This window comes from Actinoplanes sp. NPDC051470, assembly GCF_040682035.1.
Lineage (GTDB): Bacteria > Actinomycetota > Actinomycetes > Mycobacteriales > Micromonosporaceae > Actinoplanes.
The window spans coordinates 101,985-122,719 of sequence record NZ_JBFBAA010000018.1; the positions used below are offsets into that span (position 1 = coordinate 101,985).

Below are 20,735 nucleotides of genomic sequence, written 5' to 3' on the forward strand. Positions count from 1 at the left end.
CTGAGGGCCTGTTTCATGGCCCGGCCAGGGCCGCGGCGTGAAACAGCCCTAACCGAACAGGTCGTCCTTCGAGCCGCGCTCGCCCTTGACGAGGACGTAGTGCTCGGCGGCCAGCCAGTCATCCGCCGTCGAGGACACGAACGGCGAGCCGGCCGGGATCTGGGACGCGTACGCCGCCAGCGCGGCTTTCTTGCGCGCCGCGTAGGCGGTGCCGGCGATCCAGACGTCGATCTCCTCGTCCGGCCGGCCGAACGGCAGGTCCTCGACGCGTCCGAAGTCGTCGAAGGACGGGTCGCCGAACGCGCGGAACTCGACCAGGGTGCGCTCGAGATAGGAGAACGGCATCGCGGTCCAGTAGATCTTCGCCGGCCCGAACCCCTCCTCGTCGGCGAGCTCGGCCGCCCGCATCGCGACCCGGTTGGCCTGGATGTGGTCGGGGTGGCCGTACAGGCCGTTGTCGTCGTAGGTGACGAGAACCTGCGGCCGCACCTCGCGCATCACCTCGAGGCACACGCGGGCGGCCTCTTCCAGGTCGGCCTGCCAGAACGCCCGCGGGTGCTTGTTGCTCTCCAGGCCGATCATGCCGGAGTCACGGTAGTGGCCGGCGCCGCCGAGGAACCGGCGGTCGGTCACGCCGAGCTCGGCGCAGGCGCGTTCCCACTCGGCCAGGCGCCAGCCGCCCAGCTGATCGGCCTGGTCGGCGGCCAGCTGGGCCAGCGCGGGCACGTGGATCTCGCCTTCTTCACCGAGCGTGCAGGTGACCAGCGTGACCTGGGCGCCTTCATCCACGTACCGGGCGAGGGTCGCTCCGGTCGAGCTCGACTCGTCATCCGGGTGGGCGTGCACCATCATCAGGCGCCGTTCAGAGGTCATGGTTCTATCGAACTCCATCGCGGGCCCGAAGTTCACCGCTCCGGTCGTGTTCTCGATCACGGCCGTCGTGAATCTCGGCGGCCCGGCCGGACGGTCTACGCCGTGAATCTCGGCGGCCCGGCCGAACCGTCTACGTCGAGATGGGAGTCACTGGACGTAGCCGTCCGGGCGGACGGCCACCTCGCCCAGGCCGGGCACGTCGATGCGGGCCGGGCGGCCGTCGAGCAACGCGTCGCCCGTGGCCGCGACCCTCGTGCCCGCCGGAGGCTGATCGCCGTAGTGGACGTCGAGGCCGGCCAGGCGCCGGGCCCAGAGCAGCGACAGCTCGGGCACAGTGGCCAGCGCGTCGCTGAGCACCGTGCGCAGCGCCTGCCCGGTGGGGGTGGTCGCGGTGATCAGGGCGGTCTGGGCGAGGGTGTGCCCGGCGACGTCGAGGGCCCACGGGCGCCGCTCGGCGTGGTAGGTGTCCAGCAGGTCGGCGCCGGCCCGCTGCTGGATCACGTCGGCGAGCTTCCAGCCCAGATTCATGGCGTCCTGCAGGCCCAGGTTGAGGCCGACACCGCCGGCCGGGAAGTGCATGTGGGCGGCGTCGCCGGCCAGCAGGACCCGGCCGCGGCGGTATTCCGAGGCCACCCGGGTGGCGTTGCCGAAGCGGCTCAGCCAGGCCGGGTCATGCAGGCCGAACCGTTGCCCGGAAATGCGGAAGACCGTCTCCTCCAACGACTCCAGGGTCGGGGTCTCGGTGGCGAGGGGGTCGGTTCCGGTGAACCGGAACAGGCCGCCGGGCAGTGGCGCGACGATCAGGGCGCCGCGCTCGTTCTGCACCCCGAAGCCGGGTGGCGGCGGGGTGGTGGCGCGCACGTCGCCGAGGTAGGCGTACGTGTCGGCGTCGGTGCCCGGGAAGCCGATCCCGGCCAGCTTGCGCACCGTGCTCCCGGCGCCGTCCGTACCTACCAACCAGTTGGTAACAAAGTGCTCGCCGGCCGCGGTCGTGACCTGCACCTGGTCACCGGTGTCGGCGACCTCGGTGACCCGGTGACCCCGCCGGATGTCCGCGCCCCGCGCCAGCGCCACCTCCTGCAGGACGGCCTCGGTGCGGTGCTGCGGGAAGGCCAGCATGAAGGGGTACGGGCTGTCCAGCCGGCTCAGGTCGAGCCGCTGCGGCAGGAAGCCGAAGTGCCATTGCGACACCGGGACGCCGTGGGCCAGGAACGGGTCGATCAGCCCGCGCATGGCGAGTTGCTCGAGGGTACGGGCGTGCAGGCCGAGCGCCTTCGGATGCGGCGACGGGTCGGCGCGCTGCTCCAGCACGACCGTCTGGACACCGGCCAGCCGGAGCTCGGCGGCCAGGAACAACCCGACCGGCCCGGCGCCGACGATGATCACCTCGGTCTCGTTCACCGGGGCGACGCTACGGACCGGGGCGACGATCGGCCTTGATCGAGGGCGACAGATTGTTCGTCACAGCCGGCGTACCCTGAGCCCGGTGCCGACCGTCGCCGAGGAACTCACCGCCCGATGCGGACCGCTGTTCTCGGTGATCGACGATCCGGAGGGCGCGCGGCGGGTGGTCGGCCTGCGGCTCCGCCGCCCCGACGCCCGGGCCACCGCCTCGTTGCACGGCCTCCACGTCGCGCTTCGTGAGCTGGCCGGCGACTACGGGCCGCGCTCGGTCGACCTGCCCGGCGCGCCCGAGGAGGCCACCCACCGCTACGGCCAGGCCTTCGGGGCCAAGGTGCGGTTCCGCCGGCCCGCCGCGCTGCTGCGCCTCCCGGCCGGCGTGCTGTCCGGCCACCCGTCCCACTCCGACTTCGCCTGGCGCGTGCGTCATGTTCTGGGCGAGCGGCTCGGCTCCCGGTCGACGGCGCTGGCGGATGTCGCCCGTACCCTCGCGGTTCATCCCCGCACCCTGCAGCGCACCCTGGCCGACGAGGGGTTGACCTTCGCCGAGATCCTCGACTGCGTCCGCCGCGCCGAGGCGCGCACGCTGCTCGCCACCGACCGGCCGTTCGCCGAGATCAGCGCCCGCCTGGGTTTCGCCGAGCCGGCCGTGCTCACCCGCTCGTGCCGCCGCTGGTGGGGCGCCACCCCCTCGCACCTGCGGCGATAGCGACTCAGCGGACCAGGGTGGCCCGGCGCTGGGCCGCCTCGGCGCCGGCCGTGATGAACACGGTCTCGGCCCGTTCGATGCGCCGGGACAGGTCGACATCGCCGACGAGCGTCACCGCTCGATGGCGGGCGCGCTCACCCCGGCGGCGGACATCTCCTCGAGCAGGATGGGCGCGGCCGCGGTGACGCCGTGGATGCCGAGCACGGCGGCGATCTCCATCACCTCGAGGATCTCCTGCGGCGTGGCGCCGTAGCCGATCGCGTTCTCGATGTGCAGCTTGAGGCCCTTGGTGTAGAGGTGGGTGGCCGCGGTGTCGAAGGCGATGTAGACGAACTCCTTCACCTTCGGTTCGAGGGTGCCCGAGCGCCACGGCACCGACGAGAACTCCGTGTACGCCTCGAACATCTCCGGGTCGAGCTCCAGCATCTCGTCCCAGAAGGCGTGCCAGTAGCCGCGCGTGCGGGTGAACTCGGCCTTGAGCCGCTCCTGGTGGTCGTCGAGCGGCGCCGGCCCGTTGCGCAGGCCCTTCTCCGCCAGGACCTCGACCAGGATGGGTACGCCGATGTTCATCGCGTGGATGCCGAGCGTCGCGGACAGCTCCAGCACCTCCATGATCTCCGGCGGGGTGGCGCCCAGTTTCAGTGCCGCCCTGATGTGCTGGCGCACGCCGGGCAGGTACATGTGGGTGGCGTTCGCGTCGATGGCGATGTAGACGAACTCCTTGACCTTGTCGTCGAGGTGGTTCTTGCGCCACGGCACGGCCGAGAAGTTGAGGTACGCCATCAGGAACTCGGGGTCCAGGCGCAGCACACCGTCCCAGGTCTCGCTCCAGGCCCCGCGGACCCGGATGAACTCGGCCTTGATCTCTTCCTGCCGTGCGGTCAGCGTCACCGGGAGTCGTCCTTTCGCAGCCAGTTCACGATTTCGGTGTGGTCGGCGCCGGCGTCCAGGGCCTCGGCCGCCCGCGCCCACAGCTCAACCGCGGCATGACCGAGAGGATCGGGTACGCCCACCTGGTCGGCCAGGCCGGTGGCGATGCGCATGTCCTTGAGCATCAGCCGCAGCCCGAAGCCGGAGTCGAAGGTGCCGGGCAGGATGAAGTTGGGCCACTTGTTGTCGGTGGAGCCGCTGCGGCCGCTGGAGCCGTTGAAGATCTGCAGCATGGTGGCCGGGTCGAGGCCGAATTTCTCGCCGGCCAGGATCGCCTCGCTGGTGGCGAGCAGGTGGGTGGCGGAGAGCAGGTTGTTGAGCGCCTTGACGGCGTGGCCGCTGCCGACGTCGCCGGCGCGGGTGACCTTCCCGAGGTGCCCGAGGATCGGTGTCACGCGCTCGATGTCACCGGTGTCGCCGCCGGCCATGATGGTGAGGCTGCCGTTGATCGCGCCCTTCACGCCGCCCGAGACCGGCGCGTCGATGAGGGTCGCCTTCCGGCCCGCCAGTTCCTCGGCCAGCGCCCGGGTCCGCAGGGGTTCCGACGAGCTCATGTCGATGACCGTCGTCCCGGCCGGCGGGTCGAAGCCCCGGTCATGGACGACCGCCTCGACGACGTCCGAGTTGGGCAGCATCAGGATCACCACCGTGCTGCCCGCGACGGCGTCCCGCAGGTCGTCGCGGTAGACCCCGCCGGCGTCCGACAGGGCCTGCCCCGCCGCGGGTGAGACGTCGTACCCGGCGACCTGGTAGCCCGCTGTCACCAGCCGGGTCGCCATCGGGAGGCCCATGTTGCCGAGGCCGACGAAGCCGATCGTCGCCTCAGTCACCGGTGACCTCCTCGGCCCAGCGGGTCTCCCCCAGCGAGATCGCGGTGTGCGACATGAACGAGTCGGGCGCGGCGCCGTGCCAGTGCCGTTCCCCCGGCGGCACCCACACGGTGTCACCGGCCTGGATCGGCTGCGGTGTCTCGCCGTCCGGGCAGATCAGGCCGCGCCCGCTGAGCACCTGGAGGATCTGGCCGTTCTCGTGGCTGTGCCAGAACGTCCGGGCGCCGGGCGCGAAGAACACCGTGGCGATCGTGGTCCCGTCGGTCGCGGGCAGCACCTGGTCGAACCACACGTCACCGGTGACCGTGGCGCGCCGCTCCGAGGCCCGGCCGTCGGCCCGGCCGTGGACGATCCTCATGCTCCGGGTTCCTCTCGCGTGTGCAGCCGTACCCCGCCGGACAGGTCGCCGATGGCGTCGACGACCGTGTTGCTGATCTCGTCGGCGTAGCCGAGCGCCCGCGCCATCCCGAAGCTGGCCACCGGGCCGGCCGCGTTCAGGCTGGCCACGCCCAGCCGGGCGACCAGTTCGACGTACAGGTTGACGTCCTTGAGCATGAGGCTGTTGGTGAGCCCGCCCTTGAGGTAGTCGCCGTGGATGATCTTCGGGAACCGGTTGAGCGTGGCGAAGTTGACGCCCGAGCCGGCGTTGAGCACGGCCAGCAGGGTCGCCAGGTCGAGGCCGGCCTTCTTGCCGGCGACCATGACCTCGGCGGTGGCCGACAGGGCGATCGCGTTGAGGAAGTTGTTGAGCAGCTTGACCGTGTGCCCGGAACCACTCGGTCCACAGTGGAAGATGTGGCCGGCGAACAGGTCCAGCACCGGGCGGGCGGTTGCCAGCGGCTCGTCGTCGCCGCCGACCATGAGGGTCAGCGCGCCCTTCTCGGCCGCGGCGGCCCCGCCGGAGATGCCCGCGTCGAGATAGGCCGCGCCGCGCTCGGCGAGCAGGGCGTGGATGCGTACGGTGGAATCCGGCGCAGCCGTGGAGAGGTCGACGACGATCTGCCCCTCGCGGGCATGGGCCAGGACCCCGTCGTCACCCAGGACCACCGCCTCGACCACGGTGCTGTCCGGCAGCGAGAGCAGCAGGATGTCGCTGCCCTCGGTCACCTCGGCGATCGAGGCCGCGGCCGTCGCGCCCGCGGCGATGACGTTCTCCGGCCGTACGTCGTAACCCAGCACGTCCTGACCGGCCTTGACCACGCAGGTGGCCATCCGGCCGCCCATGTTGCCGAGCCCGGCGAATCCGATCCTCATGGTGCCTCCCCGATCGTCGCATAGGTGCCGTCGGTCCCGCCGAAGCGCGCCAGGGTGGCCGGGTCGTGGCCGGGGACCAGGTAGCGCACCTCGCCCGAGTCGACCATGCCGCGGATGCGCTCGAACCCGGCGTACATGTCGATCAGGTTGGCCACCTGGGTGAACGGCATGCTGCGCTGGTACTCCTCGTAGTAGTGCACCGCGTCGGAGGCGAGCAGGACCGGGCCGGCGGAAGTGTCGACGAGCACGACGGTCTGGCCCGGCGTGTGCCCGCCGAGCCGGATCAGCCGGACGCCCGGGGCGAGCACGGCCTCGTCGGCGAACGGGCGCAGGCGACCCTCGCTCTCGACCTGCCTCAGGTGGGCGATCTCGTCGTCCTCGACCGAGTGGTGCAGCAGGGTGCGGTTGGCGTACGGGCCGGTCCAGAAGTCGTACTCGGCCCGCGCGATCGACACCGGTGACATCGGGAACAGGCCGAGGTTGCCGATGTGGTCGTAGTGCGCGTGGGTGACCACGACCGGCGGGCCGGTGGCCCGGTCGACGCCGAGCGCGTCGAGGGCGGCGGCCGGCTCGATCAGCGTGGTGCGCTTCCGGTTGGCGCCGCCCGCCGCGGAGAAGCCGGTGTCCACCACGATCGTCCGGCCGGCGCCGCGCAGGACCCAGAAGAAGTAGTCCATGCCGATCGGGCCGTCCGGCTCGCCGTAGAGGTGATGATTGAGGTAGACGTCGCTCCGGACCGTCTGCCGGGTGCCGTACCGGACGATCACCACCTGCCACCTCTGCACCGCCGGATTATATGATCGTCAGACAATCTCTGGCAACCGGCTACGGCTTCGGGGAGTCCTGCCGATCAGGGAGAGGTGACCTACCTCTGGCTCGGCTGGTGCGCGCTCTCCGTCGCGCTCACGGCCACACGCGCCTTCGTACCCCAGGACTCGCTCTTCGCCACGGTGGTAACGGCCAGCGTCTCGGTGCTCACCTGTGCCGCCGTCCTCACCGTCTCGAGGAAGCCGCCGTTCCTCCTGCTGGCCGGCTCGGCGCTGGCCGACCTGGCCGGCAACCTGGTCCTGACCTGGAACATCCAGCACGGCTTCGTACCGTACCCGTCGCTGTCCGACCTTTTCTGGCTGCTCAAATATCCGCTGCTGGCGGCCGGCCTGATGATGCTGATCCGCGGCCTGTCCTGGCGGCACGACCGGGCCGGCATCCTGGACACGCTGATCGTCACGGTCGGGCTCGGCCTCGGCGTGTGGCTGCTGTTCCTGCAGGATCTGGTCCACCTCGGCGGCATGCCACCGGTGACCCGGCTGGTGACCATGGCGTACCCGCTGGCCGATCTGATGGTTCTGGCCGCGTTCATCCGGTTCTTCACCTCGTCGGCCCGGCGCGGCGCCGCGTTCTGGCAGCTCACCGCGTCCCTGCTGGCGCTGGCCGCCGGCCACATCATGTGGGTGTGGCAGAACAGCCACGGCATCCACAGCGACAGCACCGCTCCCCTGTTCGTGCTGGCCACCCTGCTGCTCGGCGGGGCCGCGCTGCACCCCTCGATGGCCACCTTCGGCACCGGCACCCCGATCGCCACCGGAGAGGCCACCCGGGCCCGGGTGCTGCTGATCGGCTCGGGCTGCCTGATCAGCCCCGTGCTGCTGGTCGTCGACGGGCTGGCGAGCGGCGGCCGGGTCGACTGGCTGGCCGCCTCGATCTGCTGCGTCGTCGTGTTCGCGCTGGTCATCGCCCGGATGGTCGAGCTCGTGCGCACGGTGCAGGACCAGGCCACCCAGCTCGAGGCGATGGCCTACATCGACGGCCTCACCGGCATCCCCAACCGCCGGGCCTGGGACATCGAGCTGAACCGGCGGCTGGCCGGCGCCCGCCGCCAGGGCCGCACCCTGCTGGTCGGGCTGATCGACCTGGACCACTTCAAGCGGTACAACGACGAGCACGGCCACCAGGCCGGCGACCAGCTCCTGCGCGGCGCGGCGGTGGCCTGGCGCGGGCAGCTGCGGTCCGAGGACCTGGTGGCCCGGTACGGCGGCGAGGAGTTCGGCCTGATCCTCGGCTGCCGCCTGACCGAGGTCGACGGGATCATGGAGCGTCTGCGCGAGGTCACCCCGAACGGCCAGGCCTTCTCGGCCGGCATGGCCCAGTGGACCGGCGTCGAGACCGCCGACCAGCTGGTGGCCCGCGCCGACGCCGCCCTTTACACGGCCAAACGCGAGGGCCGCAACCGGACCACGGTCAGCTCCGATCCCCACCTGGCCGACGTCAGCTTCACCACCACCAGGTGACCCCGCCCGCGATGGCCTGGCGCGCCCTGGAACCGGTCCGCGACCAGGTCGTGGTCGCCACCAAGTTCGGGTTCGCTACCCGGAGCACCTGGAACGCCTGACCTCGACTCCCGGCTCCACAGCGGGGCGGCGGCGAGGAGCAGCCCGGGCGGCGGAGGCGCGGCCGACACCGAGGGCGAGGGGGGCTGAGGGCGCCCGGGGCCGGGGCAGGTGGTGGGGTGGACGTGCACGAGGACAGCGTCATCAACCCGGCGGCCAGCGCCGTCACCATTCCCCATCGCATAGACGGGGAAGAGTACCGGCCGGTGGGGCGGCTAGCTGTTCCGTCGCTCGGCCAGGTCGGCGAGCCGGCGCAGGGCCTCCATGTTGCGGCGGTGCAGGACCACGTCGTTGATCTTGTTGCGCAGGCCCAGCAACGGGCCGGCCTTGAACTCCTCGCGCATGACCACGCGGGTCCGCTCCGGGCCGAGGGGCTCCAGGGTGATCCGCACCTCGGCCTCGCCCAGCGGCCACAGCCCGGCCCGGAGGGTCAGCGATGACTCCGGTGTCACGGCGATCACCGTCGACGTGTCGTGCAGCGACACCGGCCACGGGCCGGCCTTGTGGTGCAGCTGGGACCCCTGTTTCGGCCAGGCGGCGTCGACGTCGCGGATGTGGGTGGTCCCGACCACCCAGTCGCTGTACGTCCAGCCGTCCGCCAGCACGGCGAACACCCGTTCGGGACGTGCGTTGATCGTGCGCGTGGTGATGGACACGATGGTCGCGTACCCGCCCTCGGGGCGATCATGCACACATGGACCTACAGCTCAGCGGGAAGCGCGCGCTCGTCACCAGTGGCAGCCGCGGGATCGGGTTCCAGGTGGCGCGGTCACTCGAGGCGGAAGGGGTACGGGTGGTCGCCACGAACGGCGACCCGGTGGTGGTCGGTGGCGGCGCGCCCGGCCCGATCTTCTACTGACCGATCATGCTGGCCGCTTGGTGACATCCGGCCGGCGCGGGGCCGCCGGGCGCGGCACACTCGCGGTCATGAGAGCCTCGGACACCGCGCGCCGCGACCGGATGATCGCCATCCACCGCGACCTGGAGCAGATGCTCATCACCGTCACGTCGGCGGACGGGCTGGTCCGGGTCGTCGTGGGTGCGCGCGGCGACCTGCGGGACGTACGCCTGGACCCGAACGTCCTGCGCCGGGCGGACGGCGCCGCTCTCGCCCGCGAGGTCGTACACACCGCCGGCGAAGCCGGAAGACGCGCCGCGGCCGAGGCCGGCGAGCTGGTCCGGCCGCTCACCGGCCGCCGCCGGGGCGAGCCGGTCGACGTGATGTTCGACCCGCCCCTGGCCGAGCTGGACCGCTGCCTCGCCCGGCCGCCCCAATCGCCGCCGATGAACGGCATGCCGGCGGCCGCACGCCCCGACTACGCGTCCTACCGGGAGACGCTGATCGGGGAACGCGACCGGCTCCGCTCGGCGTCGGCGACCGCAACCTCGCCGGACGGCCTGGTCACGGCCACGGCCGGTGGACGCGGCGAGTTGATCGGCCTGACCCTGGACGACCGGGTCTTCCGGCCCAGCGACTCCCGCCGGCTGGCCGGCGCCATCGTGAGCACCGCGCGGGACGCCGCGGAGAAGGTGAGCCGCTGATGGCCGGCTGGAACATCGTCCCCGCCGACGTCTACACCGGCGCCAACAACGTCGCCCAGGCCGGCCAGGAGGCGTCCGACGCGTGGGAGGCCAACCGCGGTGCGATCGAGATGATGCGGGAGGCGGTCGGACCACGCGGTGACGATCGGCTGGCCAACGCCTTCTACAGCGGCTACTCGCATCGCGAGGGGCGCCTGCTCCGAGACGGCGAGTCGATTCCGCGACGGTTCCGGGAACGCTCGGATGTGGGTCGCGACAGTGCCCGGCTGGCGCGGGAGGCGGAGGACGCGGCTCAGGCCGCGATGAGTGCCGTGCGCGGAGCGAACGCCGGTGCGCGTCCTCGGTGACGAGGCGGAGAGGAGCGCTCCATGCCGGTTCCCCAGCCGATCGACTGGAGTGGGCTGTGGACGGATGTCCGGCCGTTCACCGAGTGGCCGGTGAGCAACGAGAACATGGTCGAGGAGGGAGCGAACGCGTGGAAGAACGCCGCCGCCGCGTTCCAGGCGGCCGGCGCTCCGGCCGACGACGGGCTCACCCAGGCCTGGGTCGATGAGGTCGGCCGGTATTACAAGGGGACGATCGACGGTGTACGCGCGGCGGCCCTCCGGTCCGGCCAGGACATGGCCTTCATGGGCGAGTACGCGGCGATGTACGCCTACGCGGTCTACTGGGCCAAGGACCAGATCAGCGACAGCATCGACGTCAACGAGTTCCCCTACGCGATGATCAAGTTGTTCGCCCCGGCGAGCACGGCCCAGAAGTTCGTCGAGGACATGGCCGCCATCATCAACGAGCTGCTCGACCGCGTCGCCGCGCAGATCGCGTCGAGGGGCGCGGGCGGGCCGCCGGCCCGGGCCCTGCCGGTCATCGACCGCGCGCCCCTCGGGGGCCTCACCGGTGTCCTGCCGGAGTGGGCGCTCCCGGAGTTCAACGACGACCAGGACGCGAAGGGCGCCGACCGCGAGCGGGCGGTGGCGGAGCTGGTCGGCGGCACGGTGCTGGCCGAGCCGGGCGGCCAGGGGCTCCTCCTCTACCAGGACGGGAACACCAAACAGCAGGTCACTGACGTCGACGTCATCGGCCCGAACGGCAACTTCATCTCGGTCGGCGGCAACTCCAAGGCCAAGGACCTGGAGAAATGGGCGAATCAACTCGCCCTCATGCAGAGGCGCGCCGCCGAGCAGGGTGTGCGGGCCGAGGTGTGGCTCGACAACTCTCAGCTGGGACCGGAGGTCATCGCGACCGCGATCCGCGTCGTGGGCGAGGACAACGTGCACCTGTTCTGGTGACCGTGTCCCGGGCTACTTCACGACCGGCTCGCCCGGCACGTCGAACAGCGGCTTCCACGGGTCGTCCGGGTTGGTGGGGAAGTCGGTCGACGGCGCGTCGCCCTTGGTGGACCAGCGGGCCTCGTACGGCAGGTCGCCGACCCGGACACGGTCGCCGTGGGCGTACACCTTCTCCGAGTCCCAGGCCTCGCTCACGCCGGTCACGGTCGGGGTCGGCACCGGCGCCTTCTCGGTCGGGCTGACCGGGCCGATGACCGTCCACGGTGTCGGCGTGGCCGAGTCGCCGGCCTCGGACGGGTCGCTGCCCTGGTTGGTCCACTTGGCCTCGTAGACCACGCCGTGCCAGACCACCTTGTAGCCGTTCACGTACTGCGCGGTGAGGCGCCAGACCGGGTACGGGCTGGTCTCCGGGTCGTCGGCCACCGGCTCGGAGTCGGGGATCTCGACGGCGTCGCGGGCCGAGGTGCCGACCGCGCTGCCGGGCAGGCCGGCGAACACCCGGGAGAAGGCCAGCGCGTCCTGGTCGACGCCGCTGCAGGTGTTCGAGTGCACCACGACGTTGGTGAAGGTGCCGCGGCACTTGGCGTCGCGGTTCAGCGACCACATCGACACCCGGCCCAGGCCGTTGTCGACGGCGAACCGGGCCAGGCCCTGCGCGTCGGCGACGGTGAACCGCTCGGCGTCCACGTCGTTCTGGCCGATCATCGGCGTGGCGCCGATCCGCGACCACACCTGCGGGGACGTGAGCTGCACGCCGAGCCGCAGGTAGAGGTCGGTGAGCTGCTTGTGGGTGGCCTCCAGGGCCTGGGTGCCGAGCTCCAGCATGTCCGGGGCGGTGCCCTTGGCCGAGCCGTAGTCCATGGTCATCACGTTGACGCCGCGCAGCGAGACGCCACCCTCCAGCGTCGTACGCACCGCGCCGAGCCCGTCCGCGGTCAGCCCGTCCGGGCTCACCGGCAGGGTCAGCCAGACGGTCAGCGGCTTGCCGGCCGCCGCCCGCTCGGCCTGCAGGGTGGCCAGCGCCTTGGCCCGCCGGGTCAGCGACGCCTGGTCGGCCACCGCGGTGCCCTCGACGTCCAGGTCGAGCGTGTCCAGGTCGTAGCGGCGGATCAGCTGCCGGTAGGCGTCGGTCAGCTTCGCCTGATCGGTGCAGGCCACCGCCAGCTCGCTGTTGGTCAGCCCGCCCAGGCTGAGGATGATGTTGCCGCCGCCGGCGCGCAGCTGGCTGATCCGGCGGTCCAGCTCCAGGGACGCCGCCGCCTCATCCATCGTGTAGGCGCCACCCCAGCTGGGGGCGCACCCGTCCTTGGGGTCGGCCACCACGAAGGCCAGCGCCACATCCTGGGCCGGGTTCACGCCCGGGTCCTGGAACTCGAAGGTTGGCGTCAGCGTGACGTCCACGTACGGGACGGCCCACGACTTCGCGGTCGGGCCGGCGGTGTCCCGGAAGTGCAGCACCGCGAGCGTGCCACCGCCGCCCAGCGCGGCCACCATCAGGATCAGGAAACTGAGCCGCAACCAGGACAGCCGCTCCGCCGGAACCTCGGGTTCCTGCCAGCCGGGGTCGGCGAGCGGGTCCGGGCGCGTGGACGGCAGGGTGGCGCCGTTGGTCGGCATGGCTCTCCTTCACACGGGGCTGGGCGGGGGTGGCCCTGAGCAGAAGGATCGGCAGCCCGTACCCGGACTGAAGGATCTTCGACCGCGAAAACCTTCAAGACTCGTCCGTACGCCGCCGATGGGAAGGCGACCTCCCCCCGCGACGAAGGACGACTGATGCAGCGCACCCCGCGCCAATGGGGCGCCGACAAGCGCTCCGCCCCGCACCCGCTCGTTCCGCCACCCGTCACCGAGGGGCGCATCGCCCGCGGCCGGCTCGCGATCGTGCTGACCATCACGGTCTGGGCCGCCTACATCATCAACACCATCATCCAGCAGTTCATCGCCGGCCACGCCAGCAGCGCGCGGCTGGTCATCGAGGCGATCGTGTACATGGTCGTCGTCACCGGCCTGGCCGCGTCGGCCACGGCGTACCTCATCACCCGGATCGGCTTCTTCTACCGCAGCCGCTCACACCACCGGGCGCCACGGATCGTGCTGGACAACTTCCTGGCCGGCGAGACGCCGTCGATGACCGTGCTCGTGCCCTCGTACCAGGAGGACGAGCGGGTCATCCGGACCACGCTGCTCACCGCGGCCCTGCAGGAGTACCCGGGCCTGCGGGTGACGCTGCTCATCGACGACCCGCACGAGCCGAAGACGCGAAACGCCCGCGACCTGCTCGTGGCCGCCCGCGCGCTGCCCGGCGCCATCGAGGCCGAGCTGGCCGTGCCGTTCGGGCGGGTGAGCGGCGCGTACGAAAGGTTCAAGCAGTCCCTCGACGAGCGCGACGAACGGATCGCCGCGGTCGACGACATGCGCGAGCTGGCCGACGAGTACCGGTTCGCCGCCGGCTGGCTCTTCGGGCTGGGCCGCCGCCAGGAGATGGTCGACCACACCGACACGTTCTTCGTCGAGCACATCGTCAACGCGCTGGCCGAGGACCTGGGCCGGATCGCCGAGGCGCTGGAGGACGGCGCCGACGACCGGACCGCGCTGCCCGTCGAGCGGCTGGCGCAGCTGTACAAGCGGCTGCTCGCCACCTTCGACGCCACCGTGACCAGCTTCGAGCGCAAGCGGTACGTCTCGCTGTCCAGCGAGCCGAACAAGGCGATGAACCTGAACAGCTACATCGGCCTGATGGGCGGCGGCTTCCAGGAGGTGGCCACCCCGCTCGGCGTCGCCCTGGTGCCGGCCGCGCCCGGCCGGGGCGAGCTGACCATCCCCGACCCCGACTACGTGCTGACCCTGGACGCGGACAGCGTGCTGCTGCCCGAGTACGCGCTGCGCCTGGTGCACCTGCTCGAACAGGGCGCGCACGAGAAGGTCGCGGTGGCACAGACGCCGTACAGCGCGTACCCCGGCTCGGCGTCGCGGATCGAGCGCATCTCCGGCGCCACCACCGACATCCAGCACATCGTCCACCAGGGCATGACCCACTACGACGCCACGTTCTGGGTGGGCGCCAACGCGGTCATCCGCAAGAAGGCCCTGGACGACATCTGCGAGGTCGCCTACGAGGGCGACTGGGAGATCCGGCGCTACATCCAGGACCGGACCGTCATCGAGGACACCGAGTCCACCATCGATCTGCGGGTCAACGGCTGGACGCTGTTCAACTACCCGGAGCGGCTGGCCTACAGCGCCACCCCGCCGGACTTCGGCTCGCTGGCCATCCAGCGGCAGCGCTGGGCCAACGGCGGCCTGCTGATCCTCTCCCGGCTGCGCGACCAGCTCCGGACCCACGCCAAGGTGCGGTTCGGCGAGCTGTTCCTGCGGGTGAACTACATGGCCTCCATCTTCTGGAGCTCCGTGTGCCTGGTCGTCATGCTCGCGTACCCGTTCAACGCCGACCTGCTCAACCCGATCCTGCTGCTGGTGTCGGTGCCGTACTTCCTGATGATGAGCGCCGACCTGAAGGCCATCGGCTACAAGCGGTCCGACGTGCTACGCATCTACGGCTTCAACCTGATCCTGTTGCCGGTCAACCTCAGCGGCAGCTTCGCGTCCATCCTGCAACTGCTGACCGGCGAGAAGAGCGCGTTCAAACGTACGCCCAAGGTGCGGAACCGGACGACGGCCGCGACCAGCTACCTGCTCGCCCCACTCGTTCTGGTCGCCCTCTGCGCCTACACGGTCGTCCGCGACGTGCAGCTCGGCCAGTGGGACAACCTGGTCTTCGCCGGCCTCAACCTGGTGCTGTCCACGTACGCGATGGTGGCGTTCGTCGGCGTCGGCAACACCATCGTCGACCTGCTGACCCACCTGCGTTCGTGGCTCTACAAGCCGGTTTCTCAGAAAAAGAAGAAGAAGACGCCGGTCCCGCTGGCCGAGCAGCGCACGACGGCGCCCAACGGCGCGATCGGCGACTGGGCCTCGGTGCTGCACTACCGCGGCGACCGCGGCTCGGCCGGCCAGGTGGCCGTGCGCTCCGCCCAGTCCGGCGCCCGCCGGGCCACGCCGGCCGCGGCCTCCCGGTCGAGCTCGTTCGAGGAGTTCAACTTCTTCACGGTGTTCCAGCCGATCTCCGACCTTGCCACCGGTGACATCGTCGGGTACGAGGCGCTGACCCGGTTCGCCGACGGCAGCAGCCCCGAACGCGGGCTGGAGGCGGCGCAACTGGCCGGCCGCGGCATCGACCTCGACGCCGCCCTGGTCCGGGCCGCCCTGGCCAGCGCGGACGCCCTGCCCGAGGGGGTGTGGCTGTCGGTCAACATCTCGGCCGACCTGCTCCGCCGCCCGCGCGAACTGGCGCCCCTGCTGGCCGAGAGCTCCCGGCCCCTGGTCCTGGAGGTGGCCGAGGCCGACGCTTCGGAGTTGGCGGAGCTGCCCGACGGCGTACGCATCGCGGTCGACGACGCCGGCGCCGGCTACGACAGCCTGGCCCGGATGGAGTCGCTGAAGCCCGGCTTCCTCAAGCTGAACCGGGCCGCCCTGGCCGGCGTCGAGAAGGAGGGCGCTCGCCGGGCGTCGATCCGGGCCCTGGTCGCGTTCGCCGGCGAACACGACTGCACGGTCATCGCCGAGGGCATCGAGTCCGAGCAGCAACGCGACGCGCTCGCCGAGTGCGGCGTCCCCTTGGGGCAGGGCTTCTACCTGGGCCGCCCGGTCCCGATCGAGCGCGCCCTGGCCGACGCCACCGCCCGCTGACCCGGTGCCGGGCCGGCCCCGAGCCGGCCCGGCACACTCAGCGTGCGCGACCTTGGCGGTGTCGGTCTGAAGCCGGCGCCGCGCTTCACCTCAGGCCGGAGGAAGCTTCACCTCAGGCCGGAGGAAGCGGCGTGCCGCACGAGCGTGCCCAGAACGCGGGCGGAGTCGCTGATCCGGCCGAAATGCGAACCGGCGTTGCCGTCCAGATACGTCGCCGGGATCGGGACCTCCTCGATCCGCCGCCCGGCCGCGACCACGGTCAGCAGCACATTCATCTCGTACTCGAAACGCTCACCCGGCACTTTCAGCAAAGTGCCGAGAAGATCAGCCGGGTACGCCCGCAGCCCCGTCTGGGTGTCCGCGACGGCGCGCCCGGTGACGCCCCGGAAGAGCAGATCGGTGACGACGTTGCCGAGCCGGCTGCGCAGCGGCATCCGCCCGAACGGCCGCGCGCCGAGCACCACACTTCCCCGCCCGGCCCGCGCGGCCACCGCCCCGATGTCGGCAGCCCGATGTTGGCCGTCGCCATCCGCGGTCACCACGTCACGTCCGTCGGCCACCCGGCCTTCGACCACGCGGCCTTCAGCCACGCGGCCTTCAGCCACCGCGCGGAAGCCGGTTTTCAGGGCCGCGCCTTTGCCGCGGTTGACCGGGGAGCGGAGCACGGTGCAGCCGCGCTCACGTACATCGGCCAGCAGTTTGTCGGCCGAGGGGCCGCTGCCGTCATCGACGATGAGCACATCTTCGGGCGCCGGCCCGTCCGCCAGCAGATCATCGAGGAGGGCGGTCAGCCGCTCCCCCGGCCGATGCACGGGAATCAGGACCATCGGCCATGCCTGCTCGCTCATGCCGCCTTTCGTACCCTGCCGCCTTCGTACCCGAAACGGGGCCGCCGCCTCACGTGCCCCATCTCACCCGTTCGGCCGGTTATCTCCCCCGCGCCATTCGCCTGGTCAGGGCCACCATCCGGCGCTCGCGGCGCAGCAGCGTGTCGCCGCGCCGGGCGCCCAGGAAGCCGAGCCGGGCGGCCAGCAGCAGACCCCGGTCGCCGGCCTCCTCGCCACCCACCGCCGGCACGTCGACCAGGGCGTCCCCGCGCAGCCCGAGCACCTTGCCGACCAGGAAGCGCACGCGCGGCAGATGCCAGGCGTGCGAGACCAGACCCAGGGGGTACGCCGGACCGAACGGCCGCTCGCCCAGCAGCCCGTCCCGCGCCGTGTGCAGCAGGTTCTCCAGGGTGCTCCGGGAGCGCGTCTCGGCGTGCAGGTCGGCCCGATCACCGAGCCCCGAGGCCAGCGCGGCGCGCAGCATCAGGTCGCCCTCGCGCGCTCCGGCGGGCGGCGCGGCGGCGCCCTCACTGGCCTCGGGCCAGCCCCCCGTGAAGACGACCGTGGGGCGCGCCGACGCGTGCTCCATGACGTATTCCACGGCCGCGGCCACCCGCGCGGCCCCGCTCGCGGTCAGCGCCCAGCCGTCACCCGTCCGGACCACCCCGCGCCCGAACACCAGCAGAACCCCCGCCGACGCCACCAGCCGATACAACCTCATCGACCGTGATGAACACCAACCCGGGCAGCCCTTTGCCGGGCGGCCTACCGTGGAACCATGTTCCTCATCTTCGGTCTCCGCACCTCCGACCACCGCCTGGGCGTCCGCACCATGCTCTGCGACGTCTGCGGCCACACCGCGGCGCAGGGCCTGGTCAAGCGGACCACGAAGTTCTCGCTCTTCTTCATCCCGCTGTTCCCGGTGAAGCGCCCGACCTATTTCCGCGAGTGCACCCACTGTGGCGCGGCCCGCCACCTCGACGACCGTCACGTGGCTTCGCTGCTCGCCTGAACAGGGCCTCAGCCCACCAACCGCGCTTCGCTGCTCGCCCGCCCAGGGCCTCAGCCCACCACCGTGCTTCGCTGCTGGCCTGAACAGGCCTCAGCCCACCACCGTCGCCGGCGCGGGCTGAGGCTCTCTTGGCTCAGACCTCAGACCTCAGACCTCAGCCCACTGCCGTCGCCGGCCCGGCCTCGCCGGGGCCTGGCTCTTGGCTCAGACCTCCGCCGGCCGCTGTCGCCGTCGCCGTCTCGGCCTCGCCGGGCCGCGGGCGCAAGGCCACCGTCGCCGCCAGGGCGATCAGCGCCAGCCCGAGCAGCAGCGTCCGCACGCCGGGCCAGGGGCTGTCCGGGAACTGGCTGGTGTCGCGCAGCGGCCACGGCATCCAGGCGAGCGCGTTGTGCACCAGGGCGCCCACCCCGAAGCCGTCGTCGTCGGTCAGGAACAGGACCAGGCCCTGGTAGAGACGACCGACCGGCACCACGGCCAGGACGGCGCCGAGCGCGGCCACCACGAGCGCGGGCACGAGGTGCCGGGTCGCGGCCAGGCGGTGGGCCAGGGCGGCGCCGACCGGCCAGCCGGCGATCAGGCCGACGAGCAGGCCGCCCAGGACCAGCGGCAGGTACGAGGCGGGGCGGACCGGGTAGCCCAGGACCGCCACCGGATGGTTCTCGTCGGGGTAGCCCTCGATCGAGACGCGGAGGTCGCCGGACTGGGCCCAGAAGCCCCACTGGTCGAGGTCGCGGTGCTGGTCGATCGCGGTGACATCCCAGCCCGCGGCGGCCAGGCGCTGGTGGATCGCCCGCACTTCCGGCTCGATCGGGGTCGCGGTGCCCAGGCGTTCGGTGATGGCCAGCGAGAAGCGGTCGCCTTCGAGCACGTCGGGGCGGGCCGAGGCGCCCAGGATCTGGGGGACCAGCGTGGCCGGGGCCGGCAGGGCCGGGTGGGCCTGCTCGCCGGCGAAGGAGCCCACGGCCAGGCCGACGGCGCCGCCGGCCAGCATGACGAACGCGGCGACGAGGGCGCCGAGCGGCCACCGGGCGGGGAGCCGGAAGCGTTCGCGCACGCCGTCGACGACCAGGCGGAGGCGATCGGCCCGGGTCGGACGGCCGTCGGTCATCTCGGCCAGCGTGGTGAGCAGCTCGGCCCCGTGGCGGCGGCGCAGGCGGGCCGGATAGGCGGCCAGAAGCATCGTAGAGGAAAGCACGCGGCACACCGTACGGGCGACGAGATATAACGTCAACCGGACTATGGTCAGGGCTGCTTGGCCCAGCCGTCGCACTCGCTGGCGAACAGCAGCACGGTAGTCCGCGCCCGCGAGGCTGCCGTGCCGCCGCCCGGAACGCCCTCATGTCCGGAAGCTGCAACCACTCACCACGTCAGCGGCCGCGAGGACCTCGCCGACCTCGATGGCCAGCAGGGCGGGATGCACCTCGGGGCCGGGCGCGTCGCCCGGCTCGCTGCGGGTGCCGTGCCAGATCGGGCGGTGCCACGGGCGTTGCGGCGGGCCCCAGCGGGCGGGCGACATCGGGCCGAAGAGGGTCACCGAGGGCGTCCGGTACGCCGAGGCGAGATGCGCGACACCGGTGTCACCGCTGACCACCAGGCGGGCCCGGGCCACCAGGGCGGCCAGCTCGGCGAGACCGGTCGCCGGCACGGCCGCTGCCCCGAGACCGGCCAGCGAGGCCACCCGCAGGGCCAGACCGCGCTCGGCCGCCGAGCCGGTCACCAGCACACGGTGCCCGTCGGCGGCGAAGTGACGCGCGACCGCGGCGTAGCGACCAACCGGCCACCGGCGGGAAGGCGACTTCGCCCCGGGGTGGATGATCGTGACACCGGCGGGGACCTCGGCCTCCGGCGTCGCGAGCCCGAGGTCCGACGGGTCGGCCGGCACCCCGTGATGACGCAACAATCGGCACCAGCGGGCGACCTCGTGCTCCTCGTCATTCCACTGAGGACCGCCATCGGCCTCGAACGCCCACAGTTCCCCGGGGGCAGCGGTCCGCAGCAGGCGGTGCGACTCGGGGCCGCGACCGTGCAGGTTGACCGCGATCCGCGGCCGCACCGGCCAGTCGACCGGCTGGTCCAGGCCGTTCACCGGCACGACCCGGGTGACGCCGCCGATCAGAACGATCAGCGGCGTCAGCCAGGCCGGCGCGGCCAGCGCCAGCGGCTCGTCCGGAAAGGCGCGCCGCAGGCCACGCAGGGCGGGGACGCCGGTGGCCAGATCGCCGACGCCCAGGGCCCGGAGGGCGAGGATCACGGGTACGAGGTCTCCGTCTCGGCCGCGATGACGAGTTCGCGTACGGCACAGCCGGGCGGCTGCCGCAGCGCGAACAGGATGGCCGCGGCCACGTTCGCCGGGTCGTTGAGGATCGCGTCGGGGCCGGGCTTGTACCGGTCCTCGCGCTCGTCGAAGAAGCGCGTACGCATGCCGCCCGGAATGACCAGCGTGACGTTCACCTGCCCGGTGAGTTCCGCCGAGAGCGACCGGGTGAAGCCGACCACGCCGAACTTCGCCGCGCAGTACGCCGTGGCGTCGCCGACCGCCTTGACGCCCAGCGTGGAGGCGACCGTGACGACGCCGCCGTGCGACTCCTTCAGCGCGGGCAGCGCCGCCCGCACCACCGCGGCCGTGCCGAGCAGGTTGATCGCGACGATCTGGTCCCAGGTCTCGCCGGGGATGTCGCCGAGCGCGCCGGGCACGTCCATGCCGGCCGCCGTGACCACGCCGTCGATCCGCCCGCCGGCCTGCTCGATCGCCTGGCCGGTGGCGGCCTCGGCGGCCCGCGTGTTCCCCAGGTCGCACTCGATCCAGGGGACGTCCACGGCGGGCTTCCGCCGGTCCAGCACGTACGGCCGGCCGCCCTCCTTCAGCACCGCGTCGACCACGGCGGCGCCCAGGCCGCTGGAGCCGCCGGTGACGATCACTGCGTCCATGCTCATG

22 protein-coding genes are annotated in these 20,735 nt (G+C 72.0%); 8 read left to right on the forward strand and 14 right to left on the reverse strand.

All coding sequences use genetic code 11. The features are described 5' to 3' along the window. Positions 1-48: 48 nt before the first annotated feature. Both mshB and AB0M54_RS28950 read right to left on the reverse strand, forming a co-directional pair. Positions 49-873: an N-acetyl-1-D-myo-inositol-2-amino-2-deoxy-alpha-D-glucopyranoside deacetylase gene (gene mshB / locus AB0M54_RS28945; protein WP_364317794.1), complete on the reverse strand. Its 825-nt coding sequence runs from the start codon at positions 871-873 to the stop codon at positions 49-51. 147 nt (positions 874-1,020) lie between these two features. Then, positions 1,021-2,274 carry an FAD-dependent monooxygenase gene (locus AB0M54_RS28950; RefSeq protein ID WP_364474714.1) on the reverse strand — a complete coding sequence of 418 codons (1,254 nt, stop codon included), beginning with the start codon at positions 2,272-2,274 and terminating at the stop codon, positions 1,021-1,023. An 85-nt stretch (positions 2,275-2,359) separates the two neighbouring features. Here AB0M54_RS28950 and AB0M54_RS28955 point away from each other — a divergent pair, with 85 nt between their 5' ends. Then, positions 2,360-2,983: a helix-turn-helix domain-containing protein gene (locus AB0M54_RS28955; RefSeq protein ID WP_364474716.1), complete on the forward strand. Its 624-nt coding sequence runs from the start codon at positions 2,360-2,362 to the stop codon at positions 2,981-2,983. 111 nt (positions 2,984-3,094) lie between these two features. On the opposite strand, the gene AB0M54_RS28960 is transcribed toward AB0M54_RS28955, so the two are convergent. Genes AB0M54_RS28960 through AB0M54_RS28980 form a run of 5 tightly spaced genes read right to left on the reverse strand, consistent with a single transcriptional unit; the run spans position 3,095 to position 6,782 of the window. After that, positions 3,095-3,874, reverse strand: a complete 780-nt coding sequence (locus AB0M54_RS28960) for a carboxymuconolactone decarboxylase family protein (RefSeq protein WP_364474718.1) — start codon at positions 3,872-3,874, stop codon at positions 3,095-3,097. Continuing rightward, positions 3,871-4,743 carry an NAD(P)-dependent oxidoreductase gene (locus AB0M54_RS28965; RefSeq protein WP_364317801.1) on the reverse strand — a complete coding sequence of 291 codons (873 nt, stop codon included), beginning with the start codon at positions 4,741-4,743 and terminating at the stop codon, positions 3,871-3,873. The genes AB0M54_RS28960 and AB0M54_RS28965 overlap by 4 nt, the downstream gene beginning before the upstream one ends. After that, positions 4,736-5,101, reverse strand: coding sequence for a cupin domain-containing protein (locus tag AB0M54_RS28970; protein WP_364317803.1), 366 nt, complete (start codon positions 5,099-5,101; stop codon positions 4,736-4,738). The genes AB0M54_RS28965 and AB0M54_RS28970 overlap by 8 nt, the downstream gene beginning before the upstream one ends. Then, on the reverse strand, positions 5,098-5,997 hold the full coding sequence (locus AB0M54_RS28975) for an NAD(P)-dependent oxidoreductase (protein WP_364317805.1): 900 nt from the start codon (positions 5,995-5,997) through the stop codon (positions 5,098-5,100). Before AB0M54_RS28975 ends, AB0M54_RS28970 begins: the two co-directional genes overlap by 4 nt. Then, positions 5,994-6,782: an N-acyl homoserine lactonase family protein gene (locus AB0M54_RS28980; protein WP_364474720.1), complete on the reverse strand. Its 789-nt coding sequence runs from the start codon at positions 6,780-6,782 to the stop codon at positions 5,994-5,996. The genes AB0M54_RS28975 and AB0M54_RS28980 overlap by 4 nt, the downstream gene beginning before the upstream one ends. Positions 6,783-6,857: 75 nt before the next feature. Between AB0M54_RS28980 and AB0M54_RS28985 the strand changes: the two genes are divergently transcribed. Then, entirely contained in the window at positions 6,858-8,285 is a 1,428-nt protein-coding gene (locus AB0M54_RS28985; protein ID WP_364317808.1) for a GGDEF domain-containing protein, read from the forward strand. A 314-nt stretch (positions 8,286-8,599) separates the two neighbouring features. On the opposite strand, the gene AB0M54_RS28990 is transcribed toward AB0M54_RS28985, so the two are convergent. Further along, on the reverse strand, positions 8,600-9,076 hold the full coding sequence (locus AB0M54_RS28990) for an SRPBCC family protein (protein ID WP_364474721.1): 477 nt from the start codon (positions 9,074-9,076) through the stop codon (positions 8,600-8,602). Between the two features lie 2 nt (positions 9,077-9,078). On the opposite strand from AB0M54_RS28990, the gene AB0M54_RS28995 reads away from it, so the two are divergent. From AB0M54_RS28995 to AB0M54_RS29010, 4 genes are all read left to right on the forward strand, one after another. Next, positions 9,079-9,243: a hypothetical protein gene (locus AB0M54_RS28995; RefSeq protein WP_364474723.1), complete on the forward strand. Its 165-nt coding sequence runs from the start codon at positions 9,079-9,081 to the stop codon at positions 9,241-9,243. Between the two features lie 68 nt (positions 9,244-9,311). Next, the gene (locus AB0M54_RS29000) at positions 9,312-9,926 is read left to right on the forward strand and encodes a YbaB/EbfC family nucleoid-associated protein (protein ID WP_364474725.1); all 615 of its coding nucleotides are present in this window, start codon (positions 9,312-9,314) and stop codon (positions 9,924-9,926) included. Beyond that, positions 9,926-10,273 carry a hypothetical protein gene (locus tag AB0M54_RS29005; protein ID WP_364317814.1) on the forward strand — a complete coding sequence of 116 codons (348 nt, stop codon included), beginning with the start codon at positions 9,926-9,928 and terminating at the stop codon, positions 10,271-10,273. Before AB0M54_RS29000 ends, AB0M54_RS29005 begins: the two co-directional genes overlap by 1 nt. Before the next feature lie 21 nt (positions 10,274-10,294). Further along, positions 10,295-11,215, forward strand: coding sequence for a hypothetical protein (locus AB0M54_RS29010; RefSeq protein WP_364317816.1), 921 nt, complete (start codon positions 10,295-10,297; stop codon positions 11,213-11,215). 12 nt (positions 11,216-11,227) lie between these two features. Here AB0M54_RS29010 and AB0M54_RS29015 read toward each other — a convergent pair whose 3' ends face one another. Beyond that, a complete protein-coding gene (locus tag AB0M54_RS29015; RefSeq protein WP_364474727.1) occupies positions 11,228-12,832 on the reverse strand; it encodes a chitinase in 1,605 nt (534 codons plus the stop codon). Positions 12,833-12,988: 156 nt separating this feature from the next. Here AB0M54_RS29015 and AB0M54_RS29020 point away from each other — a divergent pair, with 156 nt between their 5' ends. Beyond that, complete coding sequence (locus tag AB0M54_RS29020) at positions 12,989-15,961, forward strand: EAL domain-containing protein (protein ID WP_364317819.1); 2,973 nt, start codon at positions 12,989-12,991, stop codon at positions 15,959-15,961. A gap of 107 nt (positions 15,962-16,068) precedes the next feature. On the opposite strand, the gene AB0M54_RS29025 is transcribed toward AB0M54_RS29020, so the two are convergent. Beyond that, positions 16,069-16,809, reverse strand: a complete 741-nt coding sequence (locus AB0M54_RS29025; RefSeq protein WP_364317821.1) for a glycosyltransferase family 2 protein — start codon at positions 16,807-16,809, stop codon at positions 16,069-16,071. 79 nt (positions 16,810-16,888) lie between these two features. Beyond that, positions 16,889-17,509, reverse strand: coding sequence for an ElyC/SanA/YdcF family protein (locus AB0M54_RS29030; protein ID WP_364317823.1), 621 nt, complete (start codon positions 17,507-17,509; stop codon positions 16,889-16,891). A gap of 57 nt (positions 17,510-17,566) precedes the next feature. Here AB0M54_RS29030 and AB0M54_RS29035 point away from each other — a divergent pair, with 57 nt between their 5' ends. Then, positions 17,567-17,800, forward strand: coding sequence for a zinc ribbon domain-containing protein (locus AB0M54_RS29035; RefSeq protein WP_364317825.1), 234 nt, complete (start codon positions 17,567-17,569; stop codon positions 17,798-17,800). Between the two features lie 154 nt (positions 17,801-17,954). On the opposite strand, the gene AB0M54_RS29040 is transcribed toward AB0M54_RS29035, so the two are convergent. From AB0M54_RS29040 to AB0M54_RS29050, 3 genes are all read right to left on the reverse strand, one after another. After that, positions 17,955-18,995, reverse strand: coding sequence for a hypothetical protein (locus tag AB0M54_RS29040; RefSeq protein ID WP_364474729.1), 1,041 nt, complete (start codon positions 18,993-18,995; stop codon positions 17,955-17,957). A gap of 141 nt (positions 18,996-19,136) precedes the next feature. After that, complete coding sequence (locus AB0M54_RS29045) at positions 19,137-20,051, reverse strand: glycosyltransferase family 9 protein (RefSeq protein ID WP_364474731.1); 915 nt, start codon at positions 20,049-20,051, stop codon at positions 19,137-19,139. Further along, entirely contained in the window at positions 20,048-20,728 is a 681-nt protein-coding gene (locus AB0M54_RS29050) for an SDR family oxidoreductase (protein ID WP_364474820.1), read from the reverse strand. Before AB0M54_RS29050 ends, AB0M54_RS29045 begins: the two co-directional genes overlap by 4 nt. Between the last annotated feature and the right edge of the window lie 7 nt (positions 20,729-20,735).

Coding starts and splice junctions, on each gene's coding strand:
- AB0M54_RS29005 (WP_364317814.1), top strand. CDS start 9,926: ATGGCCGGCTGGAACATCGTCCCCGCCGACGTCTACACCGGCGCCAAC.
- AB0M54_RS28995 (WP_364474723.1), top strand. CDS start 9,079: ATGGACCTACAGCTCAGCGGGAAGCGCGCGCTCGTCACCAGTGGCAGC.
- AB0M54_RS29050 (WP_364474820.1), bottom strand. CDS start 20,728: ATGGACGCAGTGATCGTCACCGGCGGCTCCAGCGGCCTGGGCGCCGCC.
- AB0M54_RS29035 (WP_364317825.1), top strand. CDS start 17,567: ATGTTCCTCATCTTCGGTCTCCGCACCTCCGACCACCGCCTGGGCGTC.
- AB0M54_RS28975 (WP_364317805.1), bottom strand. CDS start 5,997: ATGAGGATCGGATTCGCCGGGCTCGGCAACATGGGCGGCCGGATGGCC.
- AB0M54_RS29025 (WP_364317821.1), bottom strand. CDS start 16,809: ATGAGCGAGCAGGCATGGCCGATGGTCCTGATTCCCGTGCATCGGCCG.
- mshB (WP_364317794.1), bottom strand. CDS start 873: ATGACCTCTGAACGGCGCCTGATGATGGTGCACGCCCACCCGGATGAC.
- AB0M54_RS29000 (WP_364474725.1), top strand. CDS start 9,312: ATGAGAGCCTCGGACACCGCGCGCCGCGACCGGATGATCGCCATCCAC.
- AB0M54_RS29030 (WP_364317823.1), bottom strand. CDS start 17,509: ATGAGGTTGTATCGGCTGGTGGCGTCGGCGGGGGTTCTGCTGGTGTTC.
- AB0M54_RS29015 (WP_364474727.1), bottom strand. CDS start 12,832: ATGCCGACCAACGGCGCCACCCTGCCGTCCACGCGCCCGGACCCGCTC.
- AB0M54_RS29010 (WP_364317816.1), top strand. CDS start 10,295: ATGCCGGTTCCCCAGCCGATCGACTGGAGTGGGCTGTGGACGGATGTC.
- AB0M54_RS29020 (WP_364317819.1), top strand. CDS start 12,989: ATGCAGCGCACCCCGCGCCAATGGGGCGCCGACAAGCGCTCCGCCCCG.
- AB0M54_RS28970 (WP_364317803.1), bottom strand. CDS start 5,101: ATGAGGATCGTCCACGGCCGGGCCGACGGCCGGGCCTCGGAGCGGCGC.